Origin of the sequence: Xanthomonas sp. BRIP62418 (assembly GCF_003993495.1) — a bacterium.
GTDB lineage: Bacteria > Pseudomonadota > Gammaproteobacteria > Xanthomonadales > Xanthomonadaceae > Xanthomonas > Xanthomonas euroxanthea.
In genome coordinates this window covers 1-21,459 of the sequence record NZ_QEZG01000024.1, presented here as the reverse complement: position 1 = coordinate 21,459, position 21,459 = coordinate 1, and the positions used below count along the sequence as shown (strand labels likewise).

At 66.3% G+C, this 21,459-nt stretch carries 18 protein-coding genes and 4 tRNA genes; 15 read left to right on the top strand and 7 right to left on the bottom strand.

Going from position 1 to position 21,459, the window contains the following annotated elements; all coding sequences use genetic code 11:
- The first annotated feature begins 52 nt into the window (after positions 1–52).
- The 8 genes from kdsB to EO174_RS02625 all read left to right on the top strand — a co-directional run bounded on the left by kdsB (position 53) and on the right by EO174_RS02625 (position 5,630).
- Positions 53–832: a 3-deoxy-manno-octulosonate cytidylyltransferase gene (gene kdsB, locus EO174_RS02660; RefSeq protein WP_126942076.1), complete on the top strand. Its 780-nt coding sequence runs from the start codon at positions 53–55 to the stop codon at positions 830–832.
- Complete coding sequence (locus EO174_RS02655) at positions 829–1,293, top strand: low molecular weight protein-tyrosine-phosphatase (RefSeq protein WP_104582574.1); 465 nt, start codon at positions 829–831, stop codon at positions 1,291–1,293. Before kdsB ends, EO174_RS02655 begins: the two co-directional genes overlap by 4 nt.
- Positions 1,294–1,316: 23 nt before the next feature.
- Positions 1,317–2,735 carry a hypothetical protein gene (locus EO174_RS02650; RefSeq protein WP_164740056.1) on the top strand — a complete coding sequence of 473 codons (1,419 nt, stop codon included), beginning with the start codon at positions 1,317–1,319 and terminating at the stop codon, positions 2,733–2,735.
- Positions 2,732–4,588, top strand: coding sequence for an excinuclease ABC subunit UvrC (uvrC, locus tag EO174_RS02645; protein WP_126942074.1), 1,857 nt, complete (start codon positions 2,732–2,734; stop codon positions 4,586–4,588). The genes EO174_RS02650 and uvrC overlap by 4 nt, the downstream gene beginning before the upstream one ends.
- Positions 4,588–5,220, top strand: a complete 633-nt coding sequence (pgsA, locus tag EO174_RS02640; RefSeq protein WP_016902574.1) for a CDP-diacylglycerol--glycerol-3-phosphate 3-phosphatidyltransferase — start codon at positions 4,588–4,590, stop codon at positions 5,218–5,220. Before uvrC ends, pgsA begins: the two co-directional genes overlap by 1 nt.
- A 36-nt stretch (positions 5,221–5,256) precedes the next feature.
- Positions 5,257–5,332 (top strand) — tRNA-Gly (locus EO174_RS02635).
- Between the two features lie 68 nt (positions 5,333–5,400).
- A tRNA-Cys gene (locus EO174_RS02630) sits at positions 5,401–5,474 on the top strand.
- A gap of 80 nt (positions 5,475–5,554) precedes the next feature.
- Positions 5,555–5,630 (top strand) — tRNA-Gly (locus EO174_RS02625).
- 351 nt (positions 5,631–5,981) lie between these two features.
- Here EO174_RS02625 and EO174_RS02620 read toward each other — a convergent pair.
- A tRNA-Leu gene (locus EO174_RS02620) sits at positions 5,982–6,065 on the bottom strand.
- Between the two features lie 142 nt (positions 6,066–6,207).
- Between EO174_RS02620 and EO174_RS02615 the strand changes: the two genes are divergently transcribed.
- Positions 6,208–7,500, top strand: coding sequence for a nucleotide sugar dehydrogenase (locus tag EO174_RS02615; RefSeq protein WP_126942072.1), 1,293 nt, complete (start codon positions 6,208–6,210; stop codon positions 7,498–7,500).
- Here EO174_RS02615 and EO174_RS02610 read toward each other — a convergent pair.
- Positions 7,484–8,746, bottom strand: coding sequence for a TIGR03862 family flavoprotein (locus EO174_RS02610; protein WP_126942070.1), 1,263 nt, complete (start codon positions 8,744–8,746; stop codon positions 7,484–7,486). The genes EO174_RS02615 and EO174_RS02610 overlap by 17 nt on opposite strands.
- 11 nt (positions 8,747–8,757) lie before the next feature.
- Entirely contained in the window at positions 8,758–9,189 is a 432-nt protein-coding gene (locus tag EO174_RS02605) for an FKBP-type peptidyl-prolyl cis-trans isomerase (RefSeq protein ID WP_164740055.1), read from the bottom strand.
- A gap of 61 nt (positions 9,190–9,250) precedes the next feature.
- Between EO174_RS02605 and EO174_RS02600 the strand changes: the two genes are divergently transcribed.
- The 3 genes from EO174_RS02600 to EO174_RS02590 all read left to right on the top strand — a co-directional run bounded on the left by EO174_RS02600 (position 9,251) and on the right by EO174_RS02590 (position 11,270).
- Positions 9,251–9,616, top strand: a complete 366-nt coding sequence (locus EO174_RS02600; RefSeq protein ID WP_126942068.1) for a DUF6164 family protein — start codon at positions 9,251–9,253, stop codon at positions 9,614–9,616.
- A gap of 35 nt (positions 9,617–9,651) precedes the next feature.
- Positions 9,652–10,413, top strand: coding sequence for a sulfurtransferase (locus EO174_RS02595; protein WP_126942066.1), 762 nt, complete (start codon positions 9,652–9,654; stop codon positions 10,411–10,413).
- A 209-nt stretch (positions 10,414–10,622) separates the two neighbouring features.
- Complete coding sequence (locus EO174_RS02590) at positions 10,623–11,270, top strand: response regulator (RefSeq protein ID WP_016904564.1); 648 nt, start codon at positions 10,623–10,625, stop codon at positions 11,268–11,270.
- A gap of 186 nt (positions 11,271–11,456) precedes the next feature.
- On the opposite strand, the gene EO174_RS02585 is transcribed toward EO174_RS02590, so the two are convergent.
- On the bottom strand, positions 11,457–15,188 hold the full coding sequence (locus tag EO174_RS02585) for an Rne/Rng family ribonuclease (RefSeq protein ID WP_164740063.1): 3,732 nt from the start codon (positions 15,186–15,188) through the stop codon (positions 11,457–11,459).
- Positions 15,189–15,598: 410 nt separating this feature from the next.
- Between EO174_RS02585 and EO174_RS02575 the strand changes: the two genes are divergently transcribed.
- Positions 15,599–16,585: an RluA family pseudouridine synthase gene (locus EO174_RS02575; protein WP_126942062.1), complete on the top strand. Its 987-nt coding sequence runs from the start codon at positions 15,599–15,601 to the stop codon at positions 16,583–16,585.
- A gap of 211 nt (positions 16,586–16,796) precedes the next feature.
- Here the strand turns inward: EO174_RS02575 and zupT are convergent, their stop codons facing one another.
- The 3 genes from zupT to EO174_RS02560 all read right to left on the bottom strand — a co-directional run bounded on the left by zupT (position 16,797) and on the right by EO174_RS02560 (position 18,667).
- Positions 16,797–17,615, bottom strand: a complete 819-nt coding sequence (gene zupT / locus EO174_RS02570; protein WP_104582584.1) for a zinc transporter ZupT — start codon at positions 17,613–17,615, stop codon at positions 16,797–16,799.
- A gap of 276 nt (positions 17,616–17,891) precedes the next feature.
- Positions 17,892–18,314, bottom strand: a complete 423-nt coding sequence (locus EO174_RS02565) for an energy transducer TonB (RefSeq protein ID WP_104582585.1) — start codon at positions 18,312–18,314, stop codon at positions 17,892–17,894.
- Positions 18,311–18,667: a 4a-hydroxytetrahydrobiopterin dehydratase gene (locus tag EO174_RS02560; protein WP_046342783.1), complete on the bottom strand. Its 357-nt coding sequence runs from the start codon at positions 18,665–18,667 to the stop codon at positions 18,311–18,313. The genes EO174_RS02565 and EO174_RS02560 overlap by 4 nt, the downstream gene beginning before the upstream one ends.
- 88 nt (positions 18,668–18,755) lie before the next feature.
- On the opposite strand from EO174_RS02560, the gene EO174_RS02555 reads away from it, so the two are divergent.
- Together EO174_RS02555 and EO174_RS02550 are read left to right on the top strand one after the other, a co-directional pair.
- On the top strand, positions 18,756–19,355 hold the full coding sequence (locus tag EO174_RS02555; RefSeq protein ID WP_039815233.1) for an NfuA family Fe-S biogenesis protein: 600 nt from the start codon (positions 18,756–18,758) through the stop codon (positions 19,353–19,355).
- 13 nt (positions 19,356–19,368) lie between these two features.
- Positions 19,369–21,177, top strand: coding sequence for a transmembrane repetitive protein (locus tag EO174_RS02550; RefSeq protein WP_126942060.1), 1,809 nt, complete (start codon positions 19,369–19,371; stop codon positions 21,175–21,177).
- The last annotated feature ends 282 nt before the right edge of the window (positions 21,178–21,459 follow it).

Here is a 21,459-nt window from a genome sequence, read left to right as displayed (position 1 = left end):
GATTCGGTTATCTCGTTTCTTCAACTCTTCCTGCCTTCCAGAGCACGCACGCATGACCGCCACAACGCCTGCAGATTTCGTCGTCGCCATTCCCGCGCGCTACGCTTCCACGCGCTTGCCGGGCAAACCGCTGCAATTGATCGGCGATCGCCCGATGATCCAGCATGTGGCCGAGCGGGCATTGCTGGCCGGGGCGCGCGAGGTCTGGGTGGCCACCGACGATGCGCGCATTGCCGAGGTGATCGACGGCCTGCCCGGCGTGCATGTGGCGATGACCGGCAATGCGCACGTATCGGGAACCGACCGGCTTGCCGAGTGCGCGCGGATCGCCGGCTGGGAGGCCGACACCTGCGTGGTGAACCTGCAGGGCGACGAGCCGTTCGCGCCGGCGGCCGGCATCCGTGCGGTGGCCCAGCTGCTGCTGCATTCCGGTGCCGAGATGGCCACGCTGGCCGCACAGGTCGACGACGCGCATGAGCTGTTCGATCCCAATGTGGTCAAGCTGGTGCGTAGTGCTGGCGGCGACGCCTTGTATTTCAGCCGCGCGCCGATTCCCTGGCATCGCGACAGCTTTGCCAGTCAGCCCGACACCTTGCCCGGTGACGGGCAGTGGCTGCGCCACATCGGGATCTATGCCTACCGTGCGGGGTTTCTGCAGCGCTTTGCCGCAATGCCGCCCGGCATGCTGGAGCGCATCGAGTCACTGGAACAACTGCGCGTGATGGAGGCCGGCTACCGCATCGCGGTGGCAGTGACGCCCGAGCAGTTTCCGCCGGGCATCGATACCCCGGACGATCTGGCGCGCGCGCAAACCCGCCTGGCGTCGGCATGAGGGTGCTGATCGTGTGCCTGGGCAACATCTGCCGCTCGCCAATGGGCGAGGGCGCCCTGCGTGCGCGGCTGGACGAGGCGCGCTTGTCGCTGCGGATCGAGGTCGATTCGGCCGGTACCGGCGACTGGCATGCCGGCGACCCACCCGATCCGCGCGCGATTCGCTGTGCACGCGGCCATGGCGTGGACATCTCCGGATTGCGCGCGCGCCAGGTGCGTACGGCAGACTTCGAGCACTTCGACTGGCTGCTGTGCGCCGATGGCAGCAATCTGCGTGATCTGCAACGCCTCGCCCCGGCGCCGCTGCGCGACAAGCTGGCCTTGTGGCTGCCCTGGGCGGGTGTGGAAGAGCGCGACGAAATCCCCGACCCCTACACCGGTGGCATGGACGATTTCGAGCGTGCCTGGCAACTGGTCGATACCGCTGCGCGCCAGACCGTGGCCAGGCTCACCCGCCGCTAATCGGGCTTGGGCATAATTACGATATGACTGCCCAGCTCACCCAGGAACTGCCGGAATTTCCTACCTGGCTCAACGCCAGGCCATCCACGCTGCAGGAGCATCGCGGGCGTGCACTGGTGCTGGCATTCGTCAATGCCAGCTCGGTGTGGTGCGCCGAGCGCCTGGCCGAGCTGGCGCACTGGCAGGCCCGCAGCCCCGGCCGGCTGCAGGTGATCGTGGTGCAGGTGCCGCGCTTTGACAGCGAACGCGAGCCGCAACGCGCACTCAAGCAGCTGCGCGGTCATGGTGTCAGCGCCCCCATTTTGCTCGACAGGGACTGGGAGACCTGGCGCCGTTTCGGCATCGAATCCTGGCCCACGCTGGTGCTGCTCGATGCCTACGGCCGCGAGCGTCAGCGCCTGGTCGGCGTGACTGGCGATCTCGACAAGGCACTGGTCGCATTATGTGAAGGCCAGCAGCTGCCATCCGATGCCGATCTGCATGGGGTCGCCGAGCGCGACCCCGAGCCGCGCCTGGAACTGCGGTTTCCAACTGGCCTTGCCGCCACCGAGGACCGCCTGTACATCGCCGACACCGGTCATCACCGCGTGCTCGAATGCACGCATGGTGGCCGCGTGCTGCGTCAGTTCGGCCATGGCAACGCGGACTTCATCGATGGTGGCGTCGGTGAAGCGGCGTTCCGGCGTCCGCAGGGCCTGGCGCTGGAACGCGACCAGCTGTATGTCGCCGACACCGGCAATCACGCCTTGCGTCGCATCAACCTGCGCAGCGGGCAGGTCGACACCTTGTGCGGCACCGGGCGCTCCGGCGAGCCGGTCGAGGGGCCGCTGGCGTTCGCCGGTGCCTCGGCGCTGCATTACCCGCAAGGGCTGGCGGTTGCCGACAATCAGGTATTGATCGCCATGGCGGGCGACAACCGCATCTGGAGCTATGACCTGGGTCGCGCCGCACTGAGCGCACGCGCCGGTACCGGCGCGCTCGAGATTCGCGATGGCAGCGGGCATCTGGCCGCGTTCGCACAGCCGGCCGGGTTGGCCGCGGTGCAGCAGGTGGCCTACGTCTGCGATGGCCTGGGTTCGTCGATCCGCACCATGCAATTGCGCGGCGATCTGGTGCAGACCCTGGTCGGCGGGCAGGGCACCTGGCAGTTCGGCGACGAGGACGGCCCGCGCGGCACGGCGCGCCTGCAGTTTCCGCAAGCCATCGCCCTGGCTACCGATTCGCCGATGCTCTGGATTGCCGACACCGGCAACGGCCGCCTGCGTTGCCTGCGTCTGGGCGGCGGCGAACTGACCACCGTCTTGCTGCCACGCCGCCTGCATGGCCCGGCCGGGCTGGCAGTTGCCGCCGGCGCGGTATGGATTGCCGAGACCGATGCCCATGCCGTGTTGCGCTACGACCTGGCGAGCGGCGAACTGCGCGATGTTTCGATAGAAGAATGAACGCAAGGCCCCAAGCCGATTTCGATGGAAAGGCGTTTGCTGCCCAACTGAGCACTGCGCCCGGCGTCTACCGCATGTACGCGGGCGACGACACCTTGCTGTACGTCGGCAAGGCCGGTGCGTTGCGCAAGCGTGTAGGCAGTTATTTCAACGGTACGCCGAAGAATGCGCGGCTGACCTCGATGCTGTCGCAGGTTGCGCGCATGGACGTCACCGTGACCCGCAGCGAGGCCGAAGCGCTGCTGCTGGAAAACCAGCTGATCAAGTCGCTGTCGCCGCGCTACAACGTGTCATTGCGCGACGACAAAAGTTATCCCTACGTGCTGCTGACGCGTGAGCAGTGGCCGCGCATCGCCTTGCACCGCGGCCCGCGCGCCGTGCAGGGGCGCTATTTCGGCCCGTACACCGGCGTTACCGGTGTGCGCGAAACGTTGAGCCTGATGCACAAGCTGTTCAAGCTGCGCAGTTGCGAGGACAGCGTGTTCCGCAATCGCTCGCGGCCATGCCTGCAGTATCAGATCGGCCGCTGCAGCGCGCCCTGCGTGGAGCTGGTCGCCGCTTCCGACTACGCCGAATCGGTGCGCCGCGCCACCATGTTTCTGGAAGGCAAGAGCGACCAGCTCGGCGAAGAGATCATGCACTCGATGCAGCAGGCCAGCGAAGCGCTCGAGTTCGAGCGTGCCGCGCGTCTGCGCGACCTGCTGTCCTCGTTGCGCAGCATGCAGAACCGCCAGTACGTGGACGGCCGCGCGGCGGATCTGGATGTGCTGGCCTGCGCCACGCAATCCAGTCAGGCCTGCGTGCTGCTGCTGAGTTTTCGCGATGGCCGCAACCTGGGCACGCGCTCGTTCTTTCCCAAGACCAATGGCGAAGACAGCGCGGACGAAATCCTGGCTGCATTCGTATCGCAGTACTACGCAGAACATTCGCCGCCGCGCGAGATCCTGCTCGATCGCGAAATTCCCGATGCCGAACTGATCGAGGCCGCACTCGGCAGCGCCGCCGAGCACAAGGTCACGTTGAAGTGGAACGTGCGCGGCGAACGTGCCGGCTACCTGCTGCTGGCCACCCGCAATGCGCAGCTGACCCTGGTTACCGAACTCACCAGCCAGAGCGCGCAGCACGCACGCAGCGAGGCACTGCGCGAGATGCTGGGGCTGGCCGAGCAGGTCAAGCGGGTGGAGTGCTTCGATATCAGTCACACCATGGGCGAGGCGACGGTGGCCTCCTGCGTGGTGTTCGATGCCAATGGGCCGGTGCGCGGCCAATACCGGCGCTTCAATATCTCCGGGATCACGCCAGGTGACGACTACGCCGCAATGCGTCAGGCCATCGAACGGCGTTTTCGACGCGCGGTGGAAGAAAACGGCGTACTGCCCGACGTGCTGCTGATCGATGGCGGCGCCGGTCAGCTGGCGCAGGCCAAGGGCGCGCTGGCCGATCTGGGCATCGAGAACGTGCTGCTGGTCGGCGTGGCCAAGGGCGAGGAACGCAGGGCAGGGCATGAAGCGCTGATCATGGCCGATGGCCGCGAGCTGCGGCCGGGCGCGGCATCGCCGGCACTGCAGTTCATCCAGCAGGTGCGCGACGAAGCGCACCGTTTTGCGATCACCGGTCACCGTGGCCGTCGCCAGAAGGCGCGCATGACCAGCAAGCTCGAGGATATCCCCGGCATCGGTCCGCGCCGGCGCGCGAGCCTGCTCAAGCATTTCGGCGGCCTGGTCGGGCTCAAGGCCGCCGGCGAGGCCGAGATTGCGCGGGTGGAGGGCGTCAATGCCGCACTTGCCGCGCGAATCTACGCTAACCTGCACGGGCTGGCGCTTCCCGATGCGGCAGGCGAGTCGAGTCCGTAATGAAGTTGACCATCCCCACGTGGCTGACACTGCTGAGGATCGTGATGATCCCGGTGTTGGTCGTGGTGTTCTACCTGCCGTACACCTGGACCAATTTCGCGTCCGCCGGCGTGTTCGCGCTGGCCGCCATCACCGACTGGCTGGATGGCTGGGTCGCGCGGCGTTATCACCAGTATTCGGCCTTCGGTGCATTCCTGGACCCGGTGGCCGACAAGTTGATGGTCGCGGTGGCATTGTTCCTGATCGTGCAGGGCCACCCCACGCCGTGGATGGCGTTCTGGGCGGCGGTCATCGTCGGACGTGAAATCGCGGTGTCGGCGTTGCGGGAATGGATGGCCGAGATCGGCCAGCGCGCCAAGGTGCGGGTGGCGGTGATCGGCAAGGTCAAAACCACCGCGCAGATGGTCGCGCTGCTATGCCTGCTGTATTCGGTCACGCCGGGGCAGATGCCCACGCACGAAATCTGGTTCGGCAACCTGATCTTCCGCGCCGGTTACTGGACGCTGGCGATCGCCGCGCTGCTGACGCTGTGGTCGGGATTCCAGTACCTGCAGGCCGCCTGGCCGAGCCTGCGTGCCGACGAAAAAGCCGCGATCACCAGCAAACCGAAAAAAGTCGAAAGCAATAGTTGACAGCGATGCTGTTCGCTGTAGAATTTCGCCTCCCAAGCGGGAATAGCTCAGTTGGTAGAGCGCAACCTTGCCAAGGTTGAGGTCGCGAGTTCGAGTCTCGTTTCCCGCTCCAGATGTAGACAAGGCCCCTTGCCCGAGGTCTCGTTGTTTCAAGGCAGGATGCCTTGGGTTTGATGTTTCGGCCTGGTGGTAGAGTGGTTATGCAGCGGACTGCAAATCCGCGTACGCCGGTTCAATTCCGGCCCAGGCCTCCACATTGCATGCGTTTTTCATGCGTCGGCAACGACGACAGGACTGGCGCAACGAAGTAACAAGCTGTACAATTTTGCTCCACGCGGGAATAGCTCAGTTGGTAGAGCGCAACCTTGCCAAGGTTGAGGTCGCGAGTTCGAGTCTCGTTTCCCGCTCCAAATTCAGGCCCCGGATATCAAACGATATTCGGGGCTTTTTATTGGTTGATCGTCTGGTACGCAGAAGCGCGCAGCTCCATCTCGTTCAACGCAGTTTCGCATCACTGTCGACGTCGGCGGTAGCGTCGATCCATGGTCTGCTCGCGATCTTCCACGTCGGGCCGGGATGCATATGCATTGACGCCTGCGATCATTTTCGGGGGCAGGGAGCTGCCTGAGGGCGCGCAATACATTGCCCAAGCACGACGCACAGGTGTGACCGATCGCCATGCGCTATGGCAGCGACAACGCAACTGGGGAGACCAGTCGGTGCGTGCATGGCGTTGCGCGATTCGCAACGCGATAAGCGTGTGCCCGGGGCGGGAATCGAACCCGCATAGCCTTGCAGCTGAGGGATTTTAAGTCCCTTGCGTATACCAGTTTCGCCACCCGGGCATTGCGATAGCGTGCCTGATTGCGCGCCGATTGTGAATCGCCGCGTCGCAGGCGCGCCGCACTGATGGCCCGATGGTCGGCTGCGCTATGCTGCCACCGCGCAGGCGCGCAGCAACCGGCTGCGCACGATTGAAGGAACCGCATGTCCAGCACCACGTTACTCGCTCCGCAGCAGGCCCGCATCGCCGTGATCGGGCTGGGCTATGTCGGCCTGCCGCTGGCCGTCGCCTTCGGCGAACAGTGCGACACCTTGGGCTTCGACATCGATGCGCAACGGGTCGGGCAATTGCGCGATGGCCATGACGCCACGCTGGAGCTGGACGACACCGAGCTGGCCGCCGCCACCCGCCTGCGCTACACCGCCAACGCTGCGGACCTGGCCGCGTGCAGCATCTTCATCGTCACCGTGCCGACGCCGATCGACAGCTTCGAGCAGCCCGACCTGGAACCGCTGCGCAGTGCCACCACGCTGATCGCCGCCGCGCTCAAACCCGGCGACCTGGTGATCTACGAATCCACCGTCTACCCGGGCACCACCGAAGAAGTCTGCGTGCCCTTGCTCGAAGCTGCCTCGGGTTTGCGCTTCAACGACGACTTCTTCTGTGGCTACAGCCCTGAGCGCGTCAATCCGGGAGACCGCCAGCGGCGTCTGCGCGATATCCGCAAGATCACTTCCGGCTCCACCGCCGAAGCGGCCGATGCGGTCGATGCCTTGTATGCCGGCATCATCACCGCCGGCACCTGGCGGGCGCCATCGATGCGCGTGGCCGAGGCCGCCAAGGTGGTCGAAAACATCCAGCGCGACGTCAACATTGCGCTGGTCAACGAGTTGGCGTTGATCTTCGACAAGTTGGGCATCGATACGTTGGATGTGCTGGAGGCGGCCGGAACCAAATGGAATTTCCTGCCGTTCCGGCCCGGCCTGGTCGGTGGCCACTGCATCGGGGTGGATCCGTATTACCTGATGCACAAGTCCGAAAGCGTGGGCTACCACCCGGACCTGATCCACACCGCGCGCCAGGTCAACAACCGCGTCGGCCGGCACGTGGCCGAGCGTGTCTGCGGCATGCTGGCCACGCGTGGCGTGGTGCTTGCGCAGGCGAGGGTGCTGGTGCTGGGCGCCACCTTCAAGGAGAACTGCCCGGACCTGCGCAACAGCCGGGCGCTGGAACTGGTGCAGCTGCTGCAAGCTGCGGGCGTGCAGGTCGATACCTGCGACCCGTGGGCCGACCCTGCAGAAGCGCTGCATCATGCCGGCGTGCAGTTGTGCGCGCTTGCGGACGAGGGTGCCTACGACGCCGTGGTGCTGGCAGTGGCGCATGCGCAATACCGCGACTACGACGCGCAGCGCATCGCAGCGCTGGGCAAACCCGGTGCGGTGATCTATGACGTCAAATCGGTATGGCCGCGCAATGCGGTCAGCGATCGCCTGTAGCGCGGTCGCCCGGTCGCTGCAGCCACTGCACCGCGCCATGCGCGGCACGTAATCCGCTGGCAAAGCAGGCAGTCAGCAGATAGCCACCGGTCGGTGCTTCCCAGTCGAGCATTTCGCCGGCACAGAACACGCCGGGCTGCGCGTGCGCCATCAGTTGCGCATCCAGCGCCTCCAGCTGCACACCACCGGCCGAGCTGATTGCCTCGGCAAGCGGGCGCGGCCGCAGCAGACGTAGCGGCAATCGCTTGAGCGTGCGCGCTGCCAGCGCAGGATCGTCGCCCGCCTGCTTGCCCAGATGTTCGTAGAGCAAGGCGGCCTTGACGCCATCGATGCCGAGCTGACGGCGCAGATGCTCGCTGAAACTGCGTCCCTTGCGCGGTTTTTCCAGCTCGGCGTTGACGCGTTCCAGCGTGCGCCCGGGCAGCAGGTCCAGCACCAGCTCGGCCACGCCATCCGCATCGATCTGCGCGCGAAGATCCGCAGCCAACGCATAGATCAGGCTGCCCTCGATACCGGTGGACGTCGCCACGCACTCGCCCTGCAACTGATGCGGCGTGCCGTGGCGGTCCTGCCAGTGTGCAACCACGGGTTTGAGTGGCGCACCGGCATGTCGCTGCACGAAATGCGCACTCCAGGCGATGTCGAAGCCGCAGTTGGCCGGTACCAGCGGTGCCACCGCAATGCCGCGTTCCTGCAGCACCGGTTGCCAAAGACCATCGGAACCGAGCTGCGGCCAGCTGCCGCCACCGAGCGCCAGCACCACGGCATCTGCAGTGCGTTCGACGTCGCCGGTGGGCGAGTGGAAGCGCAACGCACCGTCGTCGCTCCAGCCAAGCCAGCGATGCTGCACATGAAACGCCACGCCCTGTTCCTTGAGTCGGCGCACCCAGCCGCGCAACAACGGTGCGGCCTTGCGATCCATCGGGAACACGCGTCCGGAACTGCCGACGTAGGTTTCCACGCCCAGGTCGCGCGCCCAGGCACGCAGCGCGTCTGCATCGAACGCCTGCAGCCACGAGGCGACTGCATCGGTGCGCTCGCGATAGCGCTGCGCAAACACCGGCATCGGATCGGAGTGGGTGAGGTTCAGCCCGCCCTTGCCGGCAATCAGGAACTTGCGTCCCACCGACCCCTTGGCTTCGTACAGGTCGACCGCCAGGCCCGCCGCACACGCCGCTTCTGCAGCCATCAGACCGGCCGGCCCACCACCGATCACCGCCAGCCGCCGCTTGCTCGCATCCGTCATTGCTCAGGCCTTCAGCGCGGCTGCACGCCAAGCAATTCCACGTCGAACACCAGCGACGCGCCGGGCGGAATCACCCCACCTGCGCCGTTGTCGCCATAGCCGTACTCGGGTGGAATCATCAGGGTACGCTTGCCGCCCACGCGCATGCCGGCCACGCCCTCGTCCCAGCCGCGGATCACCTGACGGCCGCCCAGCGCGAACTGGAATGGCTCGGCGCGATCAAGCGAGCTGTCGAACTTCTTGCCGTGCTTGTCGGCGGCTTTTTCGTCGTACAGCCAGCCGGTGTAGTGCACGGTGACCAGCGCGCCCGGCGTGGCTTCGGCACCGGTACCGACATTGCGGTCGATCCGCTCGAACGCGGCGATGGTGCCGCCGGACGGCGGCAGGGCGGGCGTACAGCCTGCGAGCAGCAGGGCAGCACAAAGCGTCAACAGAAGGCGCATGGGAGGGTCCGGCAAGGGAAGTGCGCCATTATCGCATCCGGCTCCCGGTATCATCGCGCCCATGGCCAAGCTGCTGCTCAATCTGCGCAATGTTCCCGATGACGAGGCCGACGAGGTACGGGCGCTGATGCGCGAGCATCTCATACCGATCTACGAAACTCGGCCCAGTAACTGGGGCATTTCCGCCGGTGGCATCTGGCTCAGCGACGATGCCGACTACCCGCGCGCCAAGGCGGCGATGGATGCGTACCAGGCGCAGCGGGGTGCCCTCGCGCGCGCACAACGCCAGGATGCGCTCGCTGCCGGCACCGCCGAAACCTTCGGCGCGCTGCTGCGCAAGCGCCCGCTGTTCGTGATTGCCACGTTGATCGGCATGCTGGTTGTCGCCTCGCTGGTGCTGCTGCCGTTCCTGCTGCTGCGTGGCTGATCGCACCTGCGGCCGCATCGGCTTAAAATGGCCGCATGATCACCAATACCGCTGCCTACCAGTTCGTCACCATCCAGGATCCGCAGTCGCTCGCCGACAGCGTCCTCGCGCAGGCCGGGCAGCAGGCCTTGAAAGGATCGGTGCTGGTGGCCGGAGAGGGGATCAACCTGTTTCTGGCCGGCGAAGCCGAACAGGTCGGCACGTTCTACGCGTGGCTGCAGGCCGATCCGCGTTTTGCACAGATGCGCATCAAGTACAGCCTGAGCGCGTCGCAGCCGTTTGCGCGGCTCAAGGTGAAGGTCAAGCCGGAGATCATCAGCTTCCGCCGCGACGATGCCTCGCCGCTGCAGGGCCGTGCGCCGGCAGTGACGCCCGCCACGCTGCGCGCGTGGATGCAGGAAGGGCGCGACGATCGCGGCCGCCCGTTGGTGCTGCTGGACACGCGCAATGCCCAGGAAGTCGCGTACGGCACGTTCCAGGGAGCGTTGACGCTGCCGATCGACAAGTTCACCGACTTGCCGGCTGCGCTGGAACCGCATCGCGCTGCATTGGCCGATGCCACCGTGGTCAGCTTCTGCACCGGCGGCATCCGTTGCGAGAAAGCTGCGCTGTGGATGCAGGCCGACGGCATGGACAACGTGCTGCAGCTTGAAGGCGGCATCCTCGGCTACTTCGAAGAGGTCGGTGGCGAAGGCTACGACGGCCGCTGCTTCGTGTTCGACGAGCGCGTTGCACTCGATGCGCAACTGCGCCCCTTGGTGGACGCCGAGTGCAGCACCGAAGCAGGAAAAATCTGACCGGGGGCGAGTGAATTGCCCGATGTTCGCGCATTGGGGGCGCTCGCATCATCCGATCATGCCGCGATCGTGCATTCAATGCCTGCCATGACACGCGGCGGCAGAGTGCGTCGCATTCTTACTCAAATGTAATACGTCGCATCGAGCTTGCCCTGAATTATTCACGGAGATAGGCTGCATCAGCCAGCCGCACAGCGAGGACAACAAGGATGACCATCAGAGTTTTTCTGATCGACGATCATGCACTCGTGCGTACCGGCATGAAGATGATCCTGTCCAAGGAAGTGGACATCGATGTGGTGGGAGAAGCGGAGAGCGGGGAGGCGGCCTTGCCGCAAATTCGCCAGCTCAAACCCGAGATCGTGCTCTGCGACCTGCATCTGCCCGGTGTCAGCGGCCTGGAAATCACCGAGCGCATCGTCAAGGGCGATTATGGCACCCGCGTCATCATCGTGTCGGTGCTGGAAGACGGCCCATTGCCCAAGCGTCTGCTTGAAGCTGGCGCATCTGGCTATGTCGGCAAGGGCGGCGATGCGCAGGAACTGCTGCGTGCGGTGCGCGAAGTCGCACTGGGCCGGCGCTATCTCGGCAATACCATTGCGCAGAATCTGGCCCTGTCCAATCTGGAAGGGGGCAGCTCGCCGTTCGATGCGCTATCGCCGCGCGAACTGGAGGTCGCCCTGTTGCTGACCCAGGGCCTGCGCCAGGAAGACATCGCCAAGCGCCTGAACCTCAGCGCCAAGACCATCAACACCCACAAGGCGCGCCTGTTCGAAAAGGTCGGCATCCAGGACAACATCGCCCTGGCGCGTCTGGCCAATCAGTACGGCCTGACCGACCCGGCGCGCACCCTGTAAGCCAAGTTCCTCGGGTCCGATCTTGCAGATGCGGCGGTCGGATGCTGCCGCATAACGTGCTGTTGCCGGGAGCCTGAATGCCGGCATGACACTGCTGTACGCATAAAAAAAGGCGGCCCGAAGGCCGCCTTGTCTGACGCCACCTGCCCGGATTTACCCAGGCAGGTTCAACCGGCCGGGAGACGATCAGTGATCGCCGCGCGGCTTGTTGGTGTCGTCTTGCTGCGCCTGGGCGTCATCGCCGTTAGGCGATGCATCTGCCGGCTTCACCGCCTCGGACACGACGACGGTCGGCTTCGGCTTGTCGGCAGTCGGCTCGGTGGCGTCTGCAGGCACCACGGGTGCGACCGATGCCGGCCGCTCGGGCGCCTTGTAGGGCACCGGCGTTTCGGCCTGTGGCAGTGTCGCCGCGGTTGCATCGGCCGGAGCCAAGGCGTCCAGCAGCGTGGTCTGCACCGGAGCGTACGGCTTGCGTGCCGGCGCAGCGTCGGCAGACGGGGAGGTCTGCGGCACCGTGGTGGTGGACGTCGCGGCAACATCGGTTGCCGGGCTTTCCGCTGTTGACGGCTCGGCATGCGGCGGCTTGGATGTCACCACGTTCGCCTGGGCGCTCGACGGCGCAGCAGCGACCGGCTTGGGAACGCTGCCAGCTGCCGGCGTTGCGTCGGTCTTCGCCGGCTCCGCGTGCGTTGCTGCCGCGGCGGCTACCGGTGCTGCCTGTTCCTGCCGGGCAACTTCCTGCCCAGCAACGGCCGGCGCTGCAGCGTCGGCCGATACCGACGCCGCCGGTGTTGACCGCATCGTCGGCTTGGACGAAGGCTCTGCCAAGGAAGCGGCAGTCTCGACAGGCGAAGCTGCAGCAGGAGCCGCCGCCGACGTCGCAACCGGGGCCGAAGCGGCAACCGGGCTCGACGCAGCGGACGGAGTCGACGCGGCAACCGGAGGCTGGGCCTGCGGGTTCGCCGATTCCTGCGCAACGACCGGAGCCTGAGGCGCTTGCGGACGCGGTGCATTGGCCGGAGCCTGCACAGCCGGTTGCGCTGCAGCTGGCGCTGCATTGCCAGCCGGGACTGTTGCAGCCGGTGCCGGAGAGGCCGCCGGTGCATCGCCACGTGCCTGTTCGGCTGCGGTCACTGCAGGGCTTGCAGCTTGCTGTTCGAACGACGGCGTGGCGTTGGAAACCGGCGCCGTGGTCGACGTCGTGTCGGCCGCCAGCGGCGCTTCCGCACGTTCCTTCGGTACCGGGCGCGGCTTCACTGCTGCCGGAGTGCTGGACTCCGGCTTGGTGCGTGCCGCTACCGCGGGCGTGGTCGCGTCATCGTCGAAGTCGAACTCCGGCTGTCCGGCGCGCGGGGCAGCAGAGGTGTGGACCTGCGCACCGGCATCGTCGCTCTCGGTGTCGCTATCGAGATCGCCCTCGGCATCGCCGTCCAGATCGTCCGTTTCCAGACCATCGACGCCGCTGCCGCCTTCGCCGTTTGCACCAGCGCCGCGACGGCGACGACGGCCACCGCGACGACCGCGACGACGACGGCTGCCGCCTTCGCCATTGGCCGCATCATCGCCTGCCGCCTCCGGTGCCTGGCCGTCCGCATTCGCGTCGGTGCCGCGATCGGCATGCGCTTCGGTCACGATGACCTCGACCGGGTGTGCCGGCGCAGCCTCATGTGCCGAGGCCTGCGTTGCCGGTGCCGCGGTTTCCGCAATCGCCGCGACCACGGTCGCAGTCGTGGCGGTTGCGGCCGTGGAGGTCAGCGTCTGCGCCGAGGCAGTGCCTTCGTCCTGACGCGCAGGGCGCTGCTGCCGTTCAGACGGCGCGCCGTCCTGCTGCTGTGCAGCTGCACGCGGCGGGCGCGGTGCCTGGTTCTGCGGCTTCTGCTTCTGCTGCTGGGCCTGCTGCGGCTGCTTGGGTTGCTGTGCCTCGCCGCGTGGCGGCTTGGGCACCTGCACCTGCTGCGCCTGCCCGCCGTTCTGCGCAGCCTGGCCATTGGCCGGCTGGCGACGCTCGTCACGACGCTCCTTGTTGGCGCCATTGCCGTTGCCATTGCCGCGGTGCTGACTGCCACCATTGCGGGCATCCCGGCCGTCGCGACGCTGACCGCCACGGTCGCTACGCTCGTTACGGCTGCTGCGGCCGGCATCGTTCTGACGCGGACGCTGGGTCGATTCGGGCGCAGGCGCGACCGGCTCGACGCCACCGAAGATGCGCTTCAGCCAGCCGACCACACCGGTCACCGGCGCGGGCAGCGGCAGTGCCGCGACCGGAACCGGTGCCGGTGCAGGTGCGGCGGCAACCGGGGCAGGGGCCTCTTCACGCAGCGGCGCCGGCTGGCTCGGCTTGATCGAGGTCACTGCCGGCGCAGCCGGGATATTCAACTGTGCCTTGGTCAGCGCATGTACCGGCAACTTGCGCGGGGTGCCGCGCTGGTAGCTCGGCTTGCCGCTGTCTTCGCCCAGCTCGTTCTCACGCAGGCGGGTGACTTCGTAGTGCGGGGTATGCAGCTGTTCGTCGGCGACGATGATGATCGGCGACTCGTGACGCTGCTCGATCTCACGCAGCGCGCTGCGCTTTTCGTTGAGCAGGTAGTTGGCGATCTCCACCGGGGCCTGCACCAGCACCTGTCCGGTGTTTTCCTTCATGGCGTGCTCTTCGGCCACGCGGATGATCGACAGCGACAGCGACTCGACGCTGCGCATGCGGCCATGGCCGTCGCAACGCGGGCACACGATCTGGCTGGATTCGCCCAGGCTCGGACGCAGGCGCTGGCGGCTCATTTCCATCAGGCCAAAGCGCGAGATGCGGCCCAGCTGCACGCGCGCGCGGTCGTACTTGAGCGCGTTCTGCAGCTTGTTTTCGACTTCGCGCTGGTGCTTGGTCGAGGCCATGTCGATGAAGTCGATCACCACCAAGCCGCCCAGGTCGCGCAGGCGCAGCTGGCGGGCGACTTCCTCGGCCGCTTCCAGATTGGTCTGGAAGGCGGTCTCCTCGATGTCGCTGCCCTTGGTGGCGCGCGAGGAGTTCACGTCGACGGCGGTCAGCGCTTCGGTCTGATCGACCACGATCGAGCCACCCGAGGGCAGCCGCACGTTGCGCTCATAGGCGCCTTCGATCTGCGATTCGATCTGGAAGCGGTTGAACAGCGGAATGTCGTCGGTGTAGTGCTTGAGCTTGCGCAGGCTCTGCGGCATCACCTGCTGCATGAACTCCTGGGCGTCGGCGTACAGCTCCGGCGTATCGACCAGGATCTCGCCGATGTCGGCGCGCAGGTAGTCGCGCAGGGCGCGGATGATCAGGCGCGATTCCTGGTAGATCAGGAACGCGGCCGGCTTGCTCAGCGCCGCCTCGGCGATCGCCTTCCAGGTCTGCAGCAGGTAGTCCAGGTCCCACTGCAGCTCTTCGGCGTCACGGCCGACACCGGCGGTGCGGATGATCACGCCCATGTCGTCGGGGATGTCGAGCTTGTCCAGCGCTTCCTTCAGCGCGGCACGGTCTTCGCCTTCGATCCGGCGCGAGACGCCACCGGCGCTCGGCGAATTGGGCATCAGCACCATGTAGCGGCCGGCCAGCGAGATGAACGTGGTCAGGGCGGCGCCCTTGTTGCCACGCTCTTCCTTGTCGACCTGCACCACGATTTCCTGGCCTTCGCGCAGCAACTCGCGGATGGTCGACTTGTTGTGGTCGACGCCAGCCTGGAAATAATCGCGGGAGATTTCCTTCAGCGGCAGGAAGCCATGGCGCTCGGCGCCATAGTCCACGAACGCCGCCTCCAGGGAGGGCTCGAGCCGGGTGATACGGCCCTTGTAGATGTTGGACTTCTTCTGTTCCTTGGACGGCTGTTCGATGTCGATGTCGTACAGGGTCTGGCCGTCCACAATCGCCACGCGCAGCTCTTCGGCCTGCGTTGCGTTGATCAGCATTCGCTTCATTATTGCGTTCCTCTCGCGCTCTACCGCGCGGAACGCCGTGACGTTTCGCCTCTGGAACAGCTTGTCGGCCCTTCGCGCAACGCGCGGACAGGCCTGACCAGGGTTTCCAGCGCTGCAACACCACGGCAGGCCGCGGGAGCGCTTGTCTTAAGTTTTATAGGTGTTTCAGGGCCGGCAGCCGCGTCCGGAAGAACCGGGGCAGCGCACGGGACATGTTCAGCGCAACGGTCAAAAACCGCTGGCGATGGCCGGGCAGGCCGGTGAGCCGCTAACATGGCCGCCCCGGGGGCGGTGGTCGCGCACTGTGCCGGAATCATCGGAAGGCAGGCTTCTGGCCAATCAACTTCCAACGAAATCAAACCCTTATCTCGCTCGCCGAGTGTAACAGAATAAAGAGCCGGATGACCGACCCCCAGCCCCCCAAGCCGCCTGCCGACCGTGTGGGCGTGCGTATTCTCAAAGTTCCGCAAGACCGTGCTGGGCAGCGGCTGGACAATTTCCTGCTCGGCCAGCTCAAGGGCGCGCCACGCAGCCTGATCTACAAGCTGGTGCGCAGCGGCCAGGTGCGCGTGAACGGCGGGCGGGCCAAGGCCGAGCGCAAGCTCGAAGGCGGCGAAGAAGTGCGGATCCCGCCGGTGCGCGTTGCCGAAGAGGGCGACAAGGCCGCGCCACCGTCGTCGTTCCTGGCGCGGCTGGAAGCGGCGATCGTGTTCGAGGACGCGCGCCTGCTGGCGCTCAACAAGCCATCCGGGGTCGCCAGCCATGGCGGCAGCGGGATCAGCTTCGGCGCCATCGAGACCCTGCGGGCGCTGCGGCCGAACCAGACCCTGGAACTGGTGCACCGGCTCGACCGCGATACCTCCGGGCTGTTGATCGTGGCGAAAAAGCGCTCCGCGCTGACCGAAATGCAGGCCTTGATGCGGGAGGACGACCGCGTCGAGGGCCGCGGCATCACCAAGCGCTATCTGACCTTGCTGGTCGGTCGCATGCCGGACGGGGTGATGACGGTCGATGCGCCACTGCACATCGGGCTGCGCCAGGGCGGCGAGCGGCATGTGCAGGTCAATGCGATCGGCAAGCCGTCGCTGAGCCACTTCACGCTGCTGGAGCGGCGCGGCGGGCACTCGTATTGCGAAGTCCGCATCGAAACCGGCCGCACCCACCAGATCCGCGTGCACGCCCAGCACCTGGGGCACCCGGTGGCCGGCGACGACAAGTACGGCGAGGGGGAGGTCAACAAGCGCCTGCGCGACCAGCTCGGCCTGAAGCGTTTGTTCCTGCATGCCGCGTCGCTGGAATTCACGCTGGACGGCGGCAAGACGCCCTACGTCTTGAGCGCGCCGCTGGCGCCGGAGCTGGCCGAGGCATTGGACCGGCTGGGGCGCTGACGCAGCCAGGGCGGGCAGGGAGGCTACATCGGCGCGGATGCTGGGGCCGCACCCGCGCCATGTGCGGCTGTGCGGGTCACGATCCTGCCGGTAGAGCGGAACCCGCGCTCGTCAGGGGAATGGCGACTCACAAACCTCGGCATGCGAACTGAACCGATTGAATCGGGCAATCGCGTCTCGCTCCCACGTCGCGTGGTCGTCGCAGGCCGCGCTAGGGCGTGGCGAAGCGGAACAACACCAGGCTGATCGCCAGCGTGCCCATGCCGGCGACCAGGCCGTAGACCGTCTCGTGGCCCTGCGCGTAGCGCTTGGCGGCCGGCAGCAATTCGTCCAGTGCCAGGAACACCATCACCCCGGAAATCAGGCCGAAGACGGTGCCGAACACCGCTTCGGACAGCACGCTGGACAAGGCCAGATAGCCGATGCCGGCGCCGATCGGTTCGGCCAGTCCGCTGAGCAGGCTGGCGCCAAAGGCGTAGAACTTGTTGCGGGTGGCGAAGTACACCGGCACCGCAATGGCGATGCCCTCGGGAATGTTGTGGATGGCGATGGCGAACGCGAGCGGCATGCCGACCGCGGGGCTTTCCAGCGTGGCGAAGAAGGTTGCCAGGCCTTCGGGGAAATTGTGCGCGGTGATGGCGATGGCCGTCATCAGGCCGACCCGGCGGATATAGGCCCGGTTGTCGTCGCGGAACAGCGGATCATCGCTGGACAGGCTCTGGTGCGGGTTGGGCACCAGGCGGTCGATCACCATGATCAACAGCATGCCCCCCAGAAACGCCAGCGTGCCGAAGGTGAAGCCGAGCTTGTCGTTATAGGCGTTGGAGAACGAAGCGATCGATTTGTTGAGAATCTCCGACAGCGATACGTACACCATCGCGCCGCCGGCAAATGCCAGCCCGAACGCCAGCAGGCGCGGATTGGGCTTCTTGGAGAACACGACCATCAGGCTGCCGAGTCCGGTCGCCAGGCCAGCTGCCAGCGTGACCGCAAATGCGGTCCAGACATTGTGGGATGACACTTCGAGCATGTGACGCACGACCTCGTGGAATGGAACCGACCTGCGGGGAGCGTGGCGACTGCTGCTGCGCACTTTGCGCATGGCCACGCTGCGCCTGCAGGATGGCCATGCCTGGATGACGAACACGTGGTGTCTGACGCGGCAGGCCTGGCGCGTGCACGCTGACAGCTGGCGAACACTGCGGTGCCTGGCGCTGCTGCAGGCCTGCGCGGTGCTCGGCGTTGGGGGCGGCGCGCCGGCGGGTTACCGCCGCCGCGTCTGCTCGCGCAACGTATCAACAGCGGCTCAGCCGCCTCGACGCGCCCGCTCTTCGATGGCAAAGCATTCGTCCGGGCGCGGCACCGGCGGCTTGAAGGCGACCGGCACCTGGATCGTCTGCGGCACCGCCTGGCCATTGCGCGTCGCGGCCCGGAATTTCCACTCGCGCACGCGTTTTTGCGCGGCTTCGTCCAGCACCGGCTGACCGCTGCTTTGCGCGACCGAGACGTCGGTCGGGGTGCCTTCGACACCAACCACCACCCGGAGCACGGCAGTGCCGCCGATGCCGGCACAGGCCAGTTGCGGGGAGTATTCCGGCGGCGGCGTCTTCAAGGCGGCCAGTTCGGTCGGAGCCACCGCCGGCGCGGCCGGCGGCTGCGACGACTTGCCACAGCCGCTGATGCCGACGGCAATGAACAGGCCGGCGAGGGCGGTGCGAGACGGGGTCATGGGGTGGCTCCTTGGTCGTAGAGCTGGGCGGCCTTGGCCGCACAGATGAAGTCGTTTTCGCTCAATCCGCCGACGTCGTGGGTGGAATAGCGCACCACCACGCGGTCGTAATGCACGCCCAGGTCGGGGTGGTGGTCTTCGCGGTGGGCGATCCACGCCAGCGCGTTGACGAAGGCCAGCGTGCGGTAATAGTCGGCAAAGCGGAACGTGCGGGTGATCGCCGTGCCCAGTTCGGCCAGCTCCCAGCCTGGCACCTGCGGCAGCAATTCGGCCAGGCGCGCTTCGCCGAGCTTGTGGTCGCTGCCCTTGCGCGGCAGGCAGTGGGCCTGTTCCAGGGGAATCAGATCGGTCATGACAGTCTCGCAGGGGTGGCGGACAGCGCGTTCACTCAGGATCACGGTGTTCCATGAGCGCAGGCGCATTGAGCGGTAGAATAACCCCATGATCCAGATATCCGACAAAGCCCAAACCTATTTCCGCAAGCTCATCGAACGTGAGGGCGTGCCCGGCATGGGCGTGCGCCTGAGCGCAGTGGACGCCGGCACCCCGCGCGCCGACGCCCGGCTCGAGTTCGCCGAACCGGCGGACCTGAGCGGTGACGAATGGGCGATCGACTGCGACGGCTTCACCTTGTATATCGTCGCCGCCAGCGTGCCCTGGGTGGATGGCGCCGAAATCGACTACGTCACCCAGTCCACCGGCAACCAGCAGCTCACCATCAAGGCGCCCAAGATCAAGGGCGAAGCGCCGGCGGACTCCGCATCGATGGTGGAGCGCGTGCGCTGGGTGGTGGAGAACGAGATCAACCCGCAGTTGGCATCGCATGGTGGCCGTGTGGCGGTGCAGGAGGTCTCGGCGGAGGGTGTCGTGCTGCTGCGCTTCGGCGGCGGTTGCCACGGCTGCGGCATGGCCGATGTAACCTTGAAGCAGGGCATCGAGAAGACCTTGATGGGGCGCGTGCCCGGCGTGATTGCGGTGCGCGACGCGACCGATCACGCCACCGGCGACGCGCCGTATATTCCGCGCGACAGCGCGGCCTGATTCCGCGCCACCGGTGACCACGGCCGCCGATCTGCTGCAGGCATTGCGCGCGCGCATGCCGGGCAAGCTCATCCTGGATCGGCGCGCCGGCCTGCCTTACGGCTGGGCAACCTGGATGAGTAGTCGCATCGGGCCGGCGGCTGCGTTCGACGATGACCAGGTGATGGGCGTGCTGCTGGCACGGCCAGCGTCGCCTGCAGGTGCTGGCATGGCGTTGCTGTTGTCGCCGTTCCAGGCATTTCGCAGCCTGTGGTGGCAGCACTGGGAGCCGCGGCCGAAGGACCAACGGCCGCAACACTGGCTGGCGCTGCTCGCTAGCCTGTTGATCCATCTCGGTTTCATCGCACTGCTGATCTGGGTCGTCACGGTGCGCTGGGCGCCGGATGACACTAAGACCGGCGACGAATCGCGGGTGCGCATGACCTTCATCGGCGACGGAGCGGCGGAGCAGGGCGGTGGACAAGGGCAGCCCGCTGACGCGGCGCAGGCCGCCTCGGGCGATGCGGCTTTAGCGCCGCAATCCGCTGCGTCCGTTGCAACCGGCAGGCCGAGCAAAGCGAGTGCAGCACCGTCAGAGCCTGCGCCCGCCGAGCCACCAGTCGATCCTTCAAGTACTGCCCAGGCGCAGGACATCGCGCCGGAACCGGAGGCTGCCGCTGCCAGCGAACCGGTGGCGCCTGAGGTGCCACGTGTGAGCGTGCAGGTGCCGCCGGTGACGATTGAATCGCCGCTGCAGGTCACCGAAACACCGGTGGCTACGAACGACTTCGTCGTGCCGCCGCCGCCCACGATCACGGTGACTCCGCGTCCGGTTGCGCCGGCCGCGCCGCAGATCGAGGTGCGCCAGCGCGATATCCAGACCGTCACCGAACAGCCGCAACTGCGCGAATTGCAGCGTCCTGCAGCCACGGTGGCGGTGCGCGCTGCCAATGCGCCAACGGTGCGCGAGCGGGAAGTCGTCGTGCCGGACCGGCCACAGGTCGTTGCGCCGTCCGTACGCAGTCACGAGATCACTCCGACGGTTCGCATGCCCGATGTCGCCGTTCGAACGGCCGAACTGCCAAGCGTGCCGGACCCGGCGCCCCAGCCGGCACCGGCGGCACCAGCCCAACAGACGCCGGTGACTCCGTCGCCGGCAGCATCCGCGTCGGCTACTGCAGCGACGCAGCCATCGGCAGCTTCCACGCAGCCCAGCCAGGCGCAGGCGAATCCGGCGCGATCTGCGCAATCCAGCAGCACTACTGCAGCAGCCTCATCCGCAGCCAAGCCGGCGACCAGCAATGCCGGCCCGGCGCCAGCAGATCGCAGTGGCGGCTGGGATGTTGCGGCCAATGCAGACGACTGGAGCAAATCCGACCGTCGTCGCGCCGGCGAAGCAACAGGTGCCAACGGAACGCGCAATGGCATGTTCAACGCAGACGGCAGCGTCCACGTCGCCGCCGGAACCGGCGATGCGGACAACGGTGCTGGCGACCGCGGGCCGCCAGGCAGCGAAACCGATACCTGGACCCGCGACCAGATCGCCCAGGGCGGCACCTGGCTCAAACGTCCGCCGTACGGTTACACGCCGACCTCGCTGGACAAGTACTGGATGCCAAACCAGTCGCTGCTGCAGGAATGGGTGCGCCGCGGCCTGAAGAAGATCGAGATCCCGATCCCGGGAACCACCACCAAGATCAGTTGCGTGGTGTCGTTGCTGCAGTTCGGCGGCGGCTGCGGCCTGAGCGACCCGAATCTCAACGATCAACCGGCAACTGCAAGACCGCCGCCGGATGTGCCGTTCAAGCGGGAGCTGCAGGAAGACAATGGGGCTGTTAGGTAGTCGGTTGCTAGGCTTGGCCTGACATAATATACATTATGCGAAGTGGCCTGTTGGCGCTCCCCGTGCGTCCTGCGGACTATCAATGGTTGTCCCTTTGTCAGTTTTTAAATTCGTGTCCCTTTTCTCAGATCGTGCCCATCATTGATTTGTAAGGATGGGCACCGCACTCTTTGATGGTCCACCGACGCACTCTGAGTATCCATTTAACGCAGTCAAGGGGGTCTATAGTTCCGGGAACGCAGTAATGAGTGCCTGGTTTTCCCAGTCGCGCACTCTGGGGGG

Excerpts from the sequence above, each read along its gene's own strand:
- EO174_RS02595 (WP_126942066.1), top strand. The coding sequence starts at position 9,652 with ATGATCACCAATACCGCTGCCTACCAGTTCGTCACCATCCAGGATCCG.
- EO174_RS02565 (WP_104582585.1), bottom strand. The coding sequence starts at position 18,314 with ATGACCCCGTCTCGCACCGCCCTCGCCGGCCTGTTCATTGCCGTCGGC.
- EO174_RS02610 (WP_126942070.1), bottom strand. The coding sequence starts at position 8,746 with ATGACGGATGCGAGCAAGCGGCGGCTGGCGGTGATCGGTGGTGGGCCG.
- pgsA (WP_016902574.1), top strand. The coding sequence starts at position 4,588 with ATGAAGTTGACCATCCCCACGTGGCTGACACTGCTGAGGATCGTGATG.
- EO174_RS02605 (WP_164740055.1), bottom strand. The coding sequence starts at position 9,189 with ATGCGCCTTCTGTTGACGCTTTGTGCTGCCCTGCTGCTCGCAGGCTGT.
- zupT (WP_104582584.1), bottom strand. The coding sequence starts at position 17,615 with ATGCTCGAAGTGTCATCCCACAATGTCTGGACCGCATTTGCGGTCACG.
- EO174_RS02555 (WP_039815233.1), top strand. The coding sequence starts at position 18,756 with ATGATCCAGATATCCGACAAAGCCCAAACCTATTTCCGCAAGCTCATC.
- EO174_RS02655 (WP_104582574.1), top strand. The coding sequence starts at position 829 with ATGAGGGTGCTGATCGTGTGCCTGGGCAACATCTGCCGCTCGCCAATG.
- EO174_RS02600 (WP_126942068.1), top strand. The coding sequence starts at position 9,251 with ATGGCCAAGCTGCTGCTCAATCTGCGCAATGTTCCCGATGACGAGGCC.
- uvrC (WP_126942074.1), top strand. The coding sequence starts at position 2,732 with ATGAACGCAAGGCCCCAAGCCGATTTCGATGGAAAGGCGTTTGCTGCC.
- EO174_RS02650 (WP_164740056.1), top strand. The coding sequence starts at position 1,317 with ATGACTGCCCAGCTCACCCAGGAACTGCCGGAATTTCCTACCTGGCTC.
- EO174_RS02560 (WP_046342783.1), bottom strand. The coding sequence starts at position 18,667 with ATGACCGATCTGATTCCCCTGGAACAGGCCCACTGCCTGCCGCGCAAG.
- EO174_RS02615 (WP_126942072.1), top strand. The coding sequence starts at position 6,208 with ATGTCCAGCACCACGTTACTCGCTCCGCAGCAGGCCCGCATCGCCGTG.
- EO174_RS02575 (WP_126942062.1), top strand. The coding sequence starts at position 15,599 with ATGACCGACCCCCAGCCCCCCAAGCCGCCTGCCGACCGTGTGGGCGTG.
- EO174_RS02585 (WP_164740063.1), bottom strand. The coding sequence starts at position 15,188 with ATGCTGATCAACGCAACGCAGGCCGAAGAGCTGCGCGTGGCGATTGTG.
- EO174_RS02590 (WP_016904564.1), top strand. The coding sequence starts at position 10,623 with ATGACCATCAGAGTTTTTCTGATCGACGATCATGCACTCGTGCGTACC.
- kdsB (WP_126942076.1), top strand. The coding sequence starts at position 53 with ATGACCGCCACAACGCCTGCAGATTTCGTCGTCGCCATTCCCGCGCGC.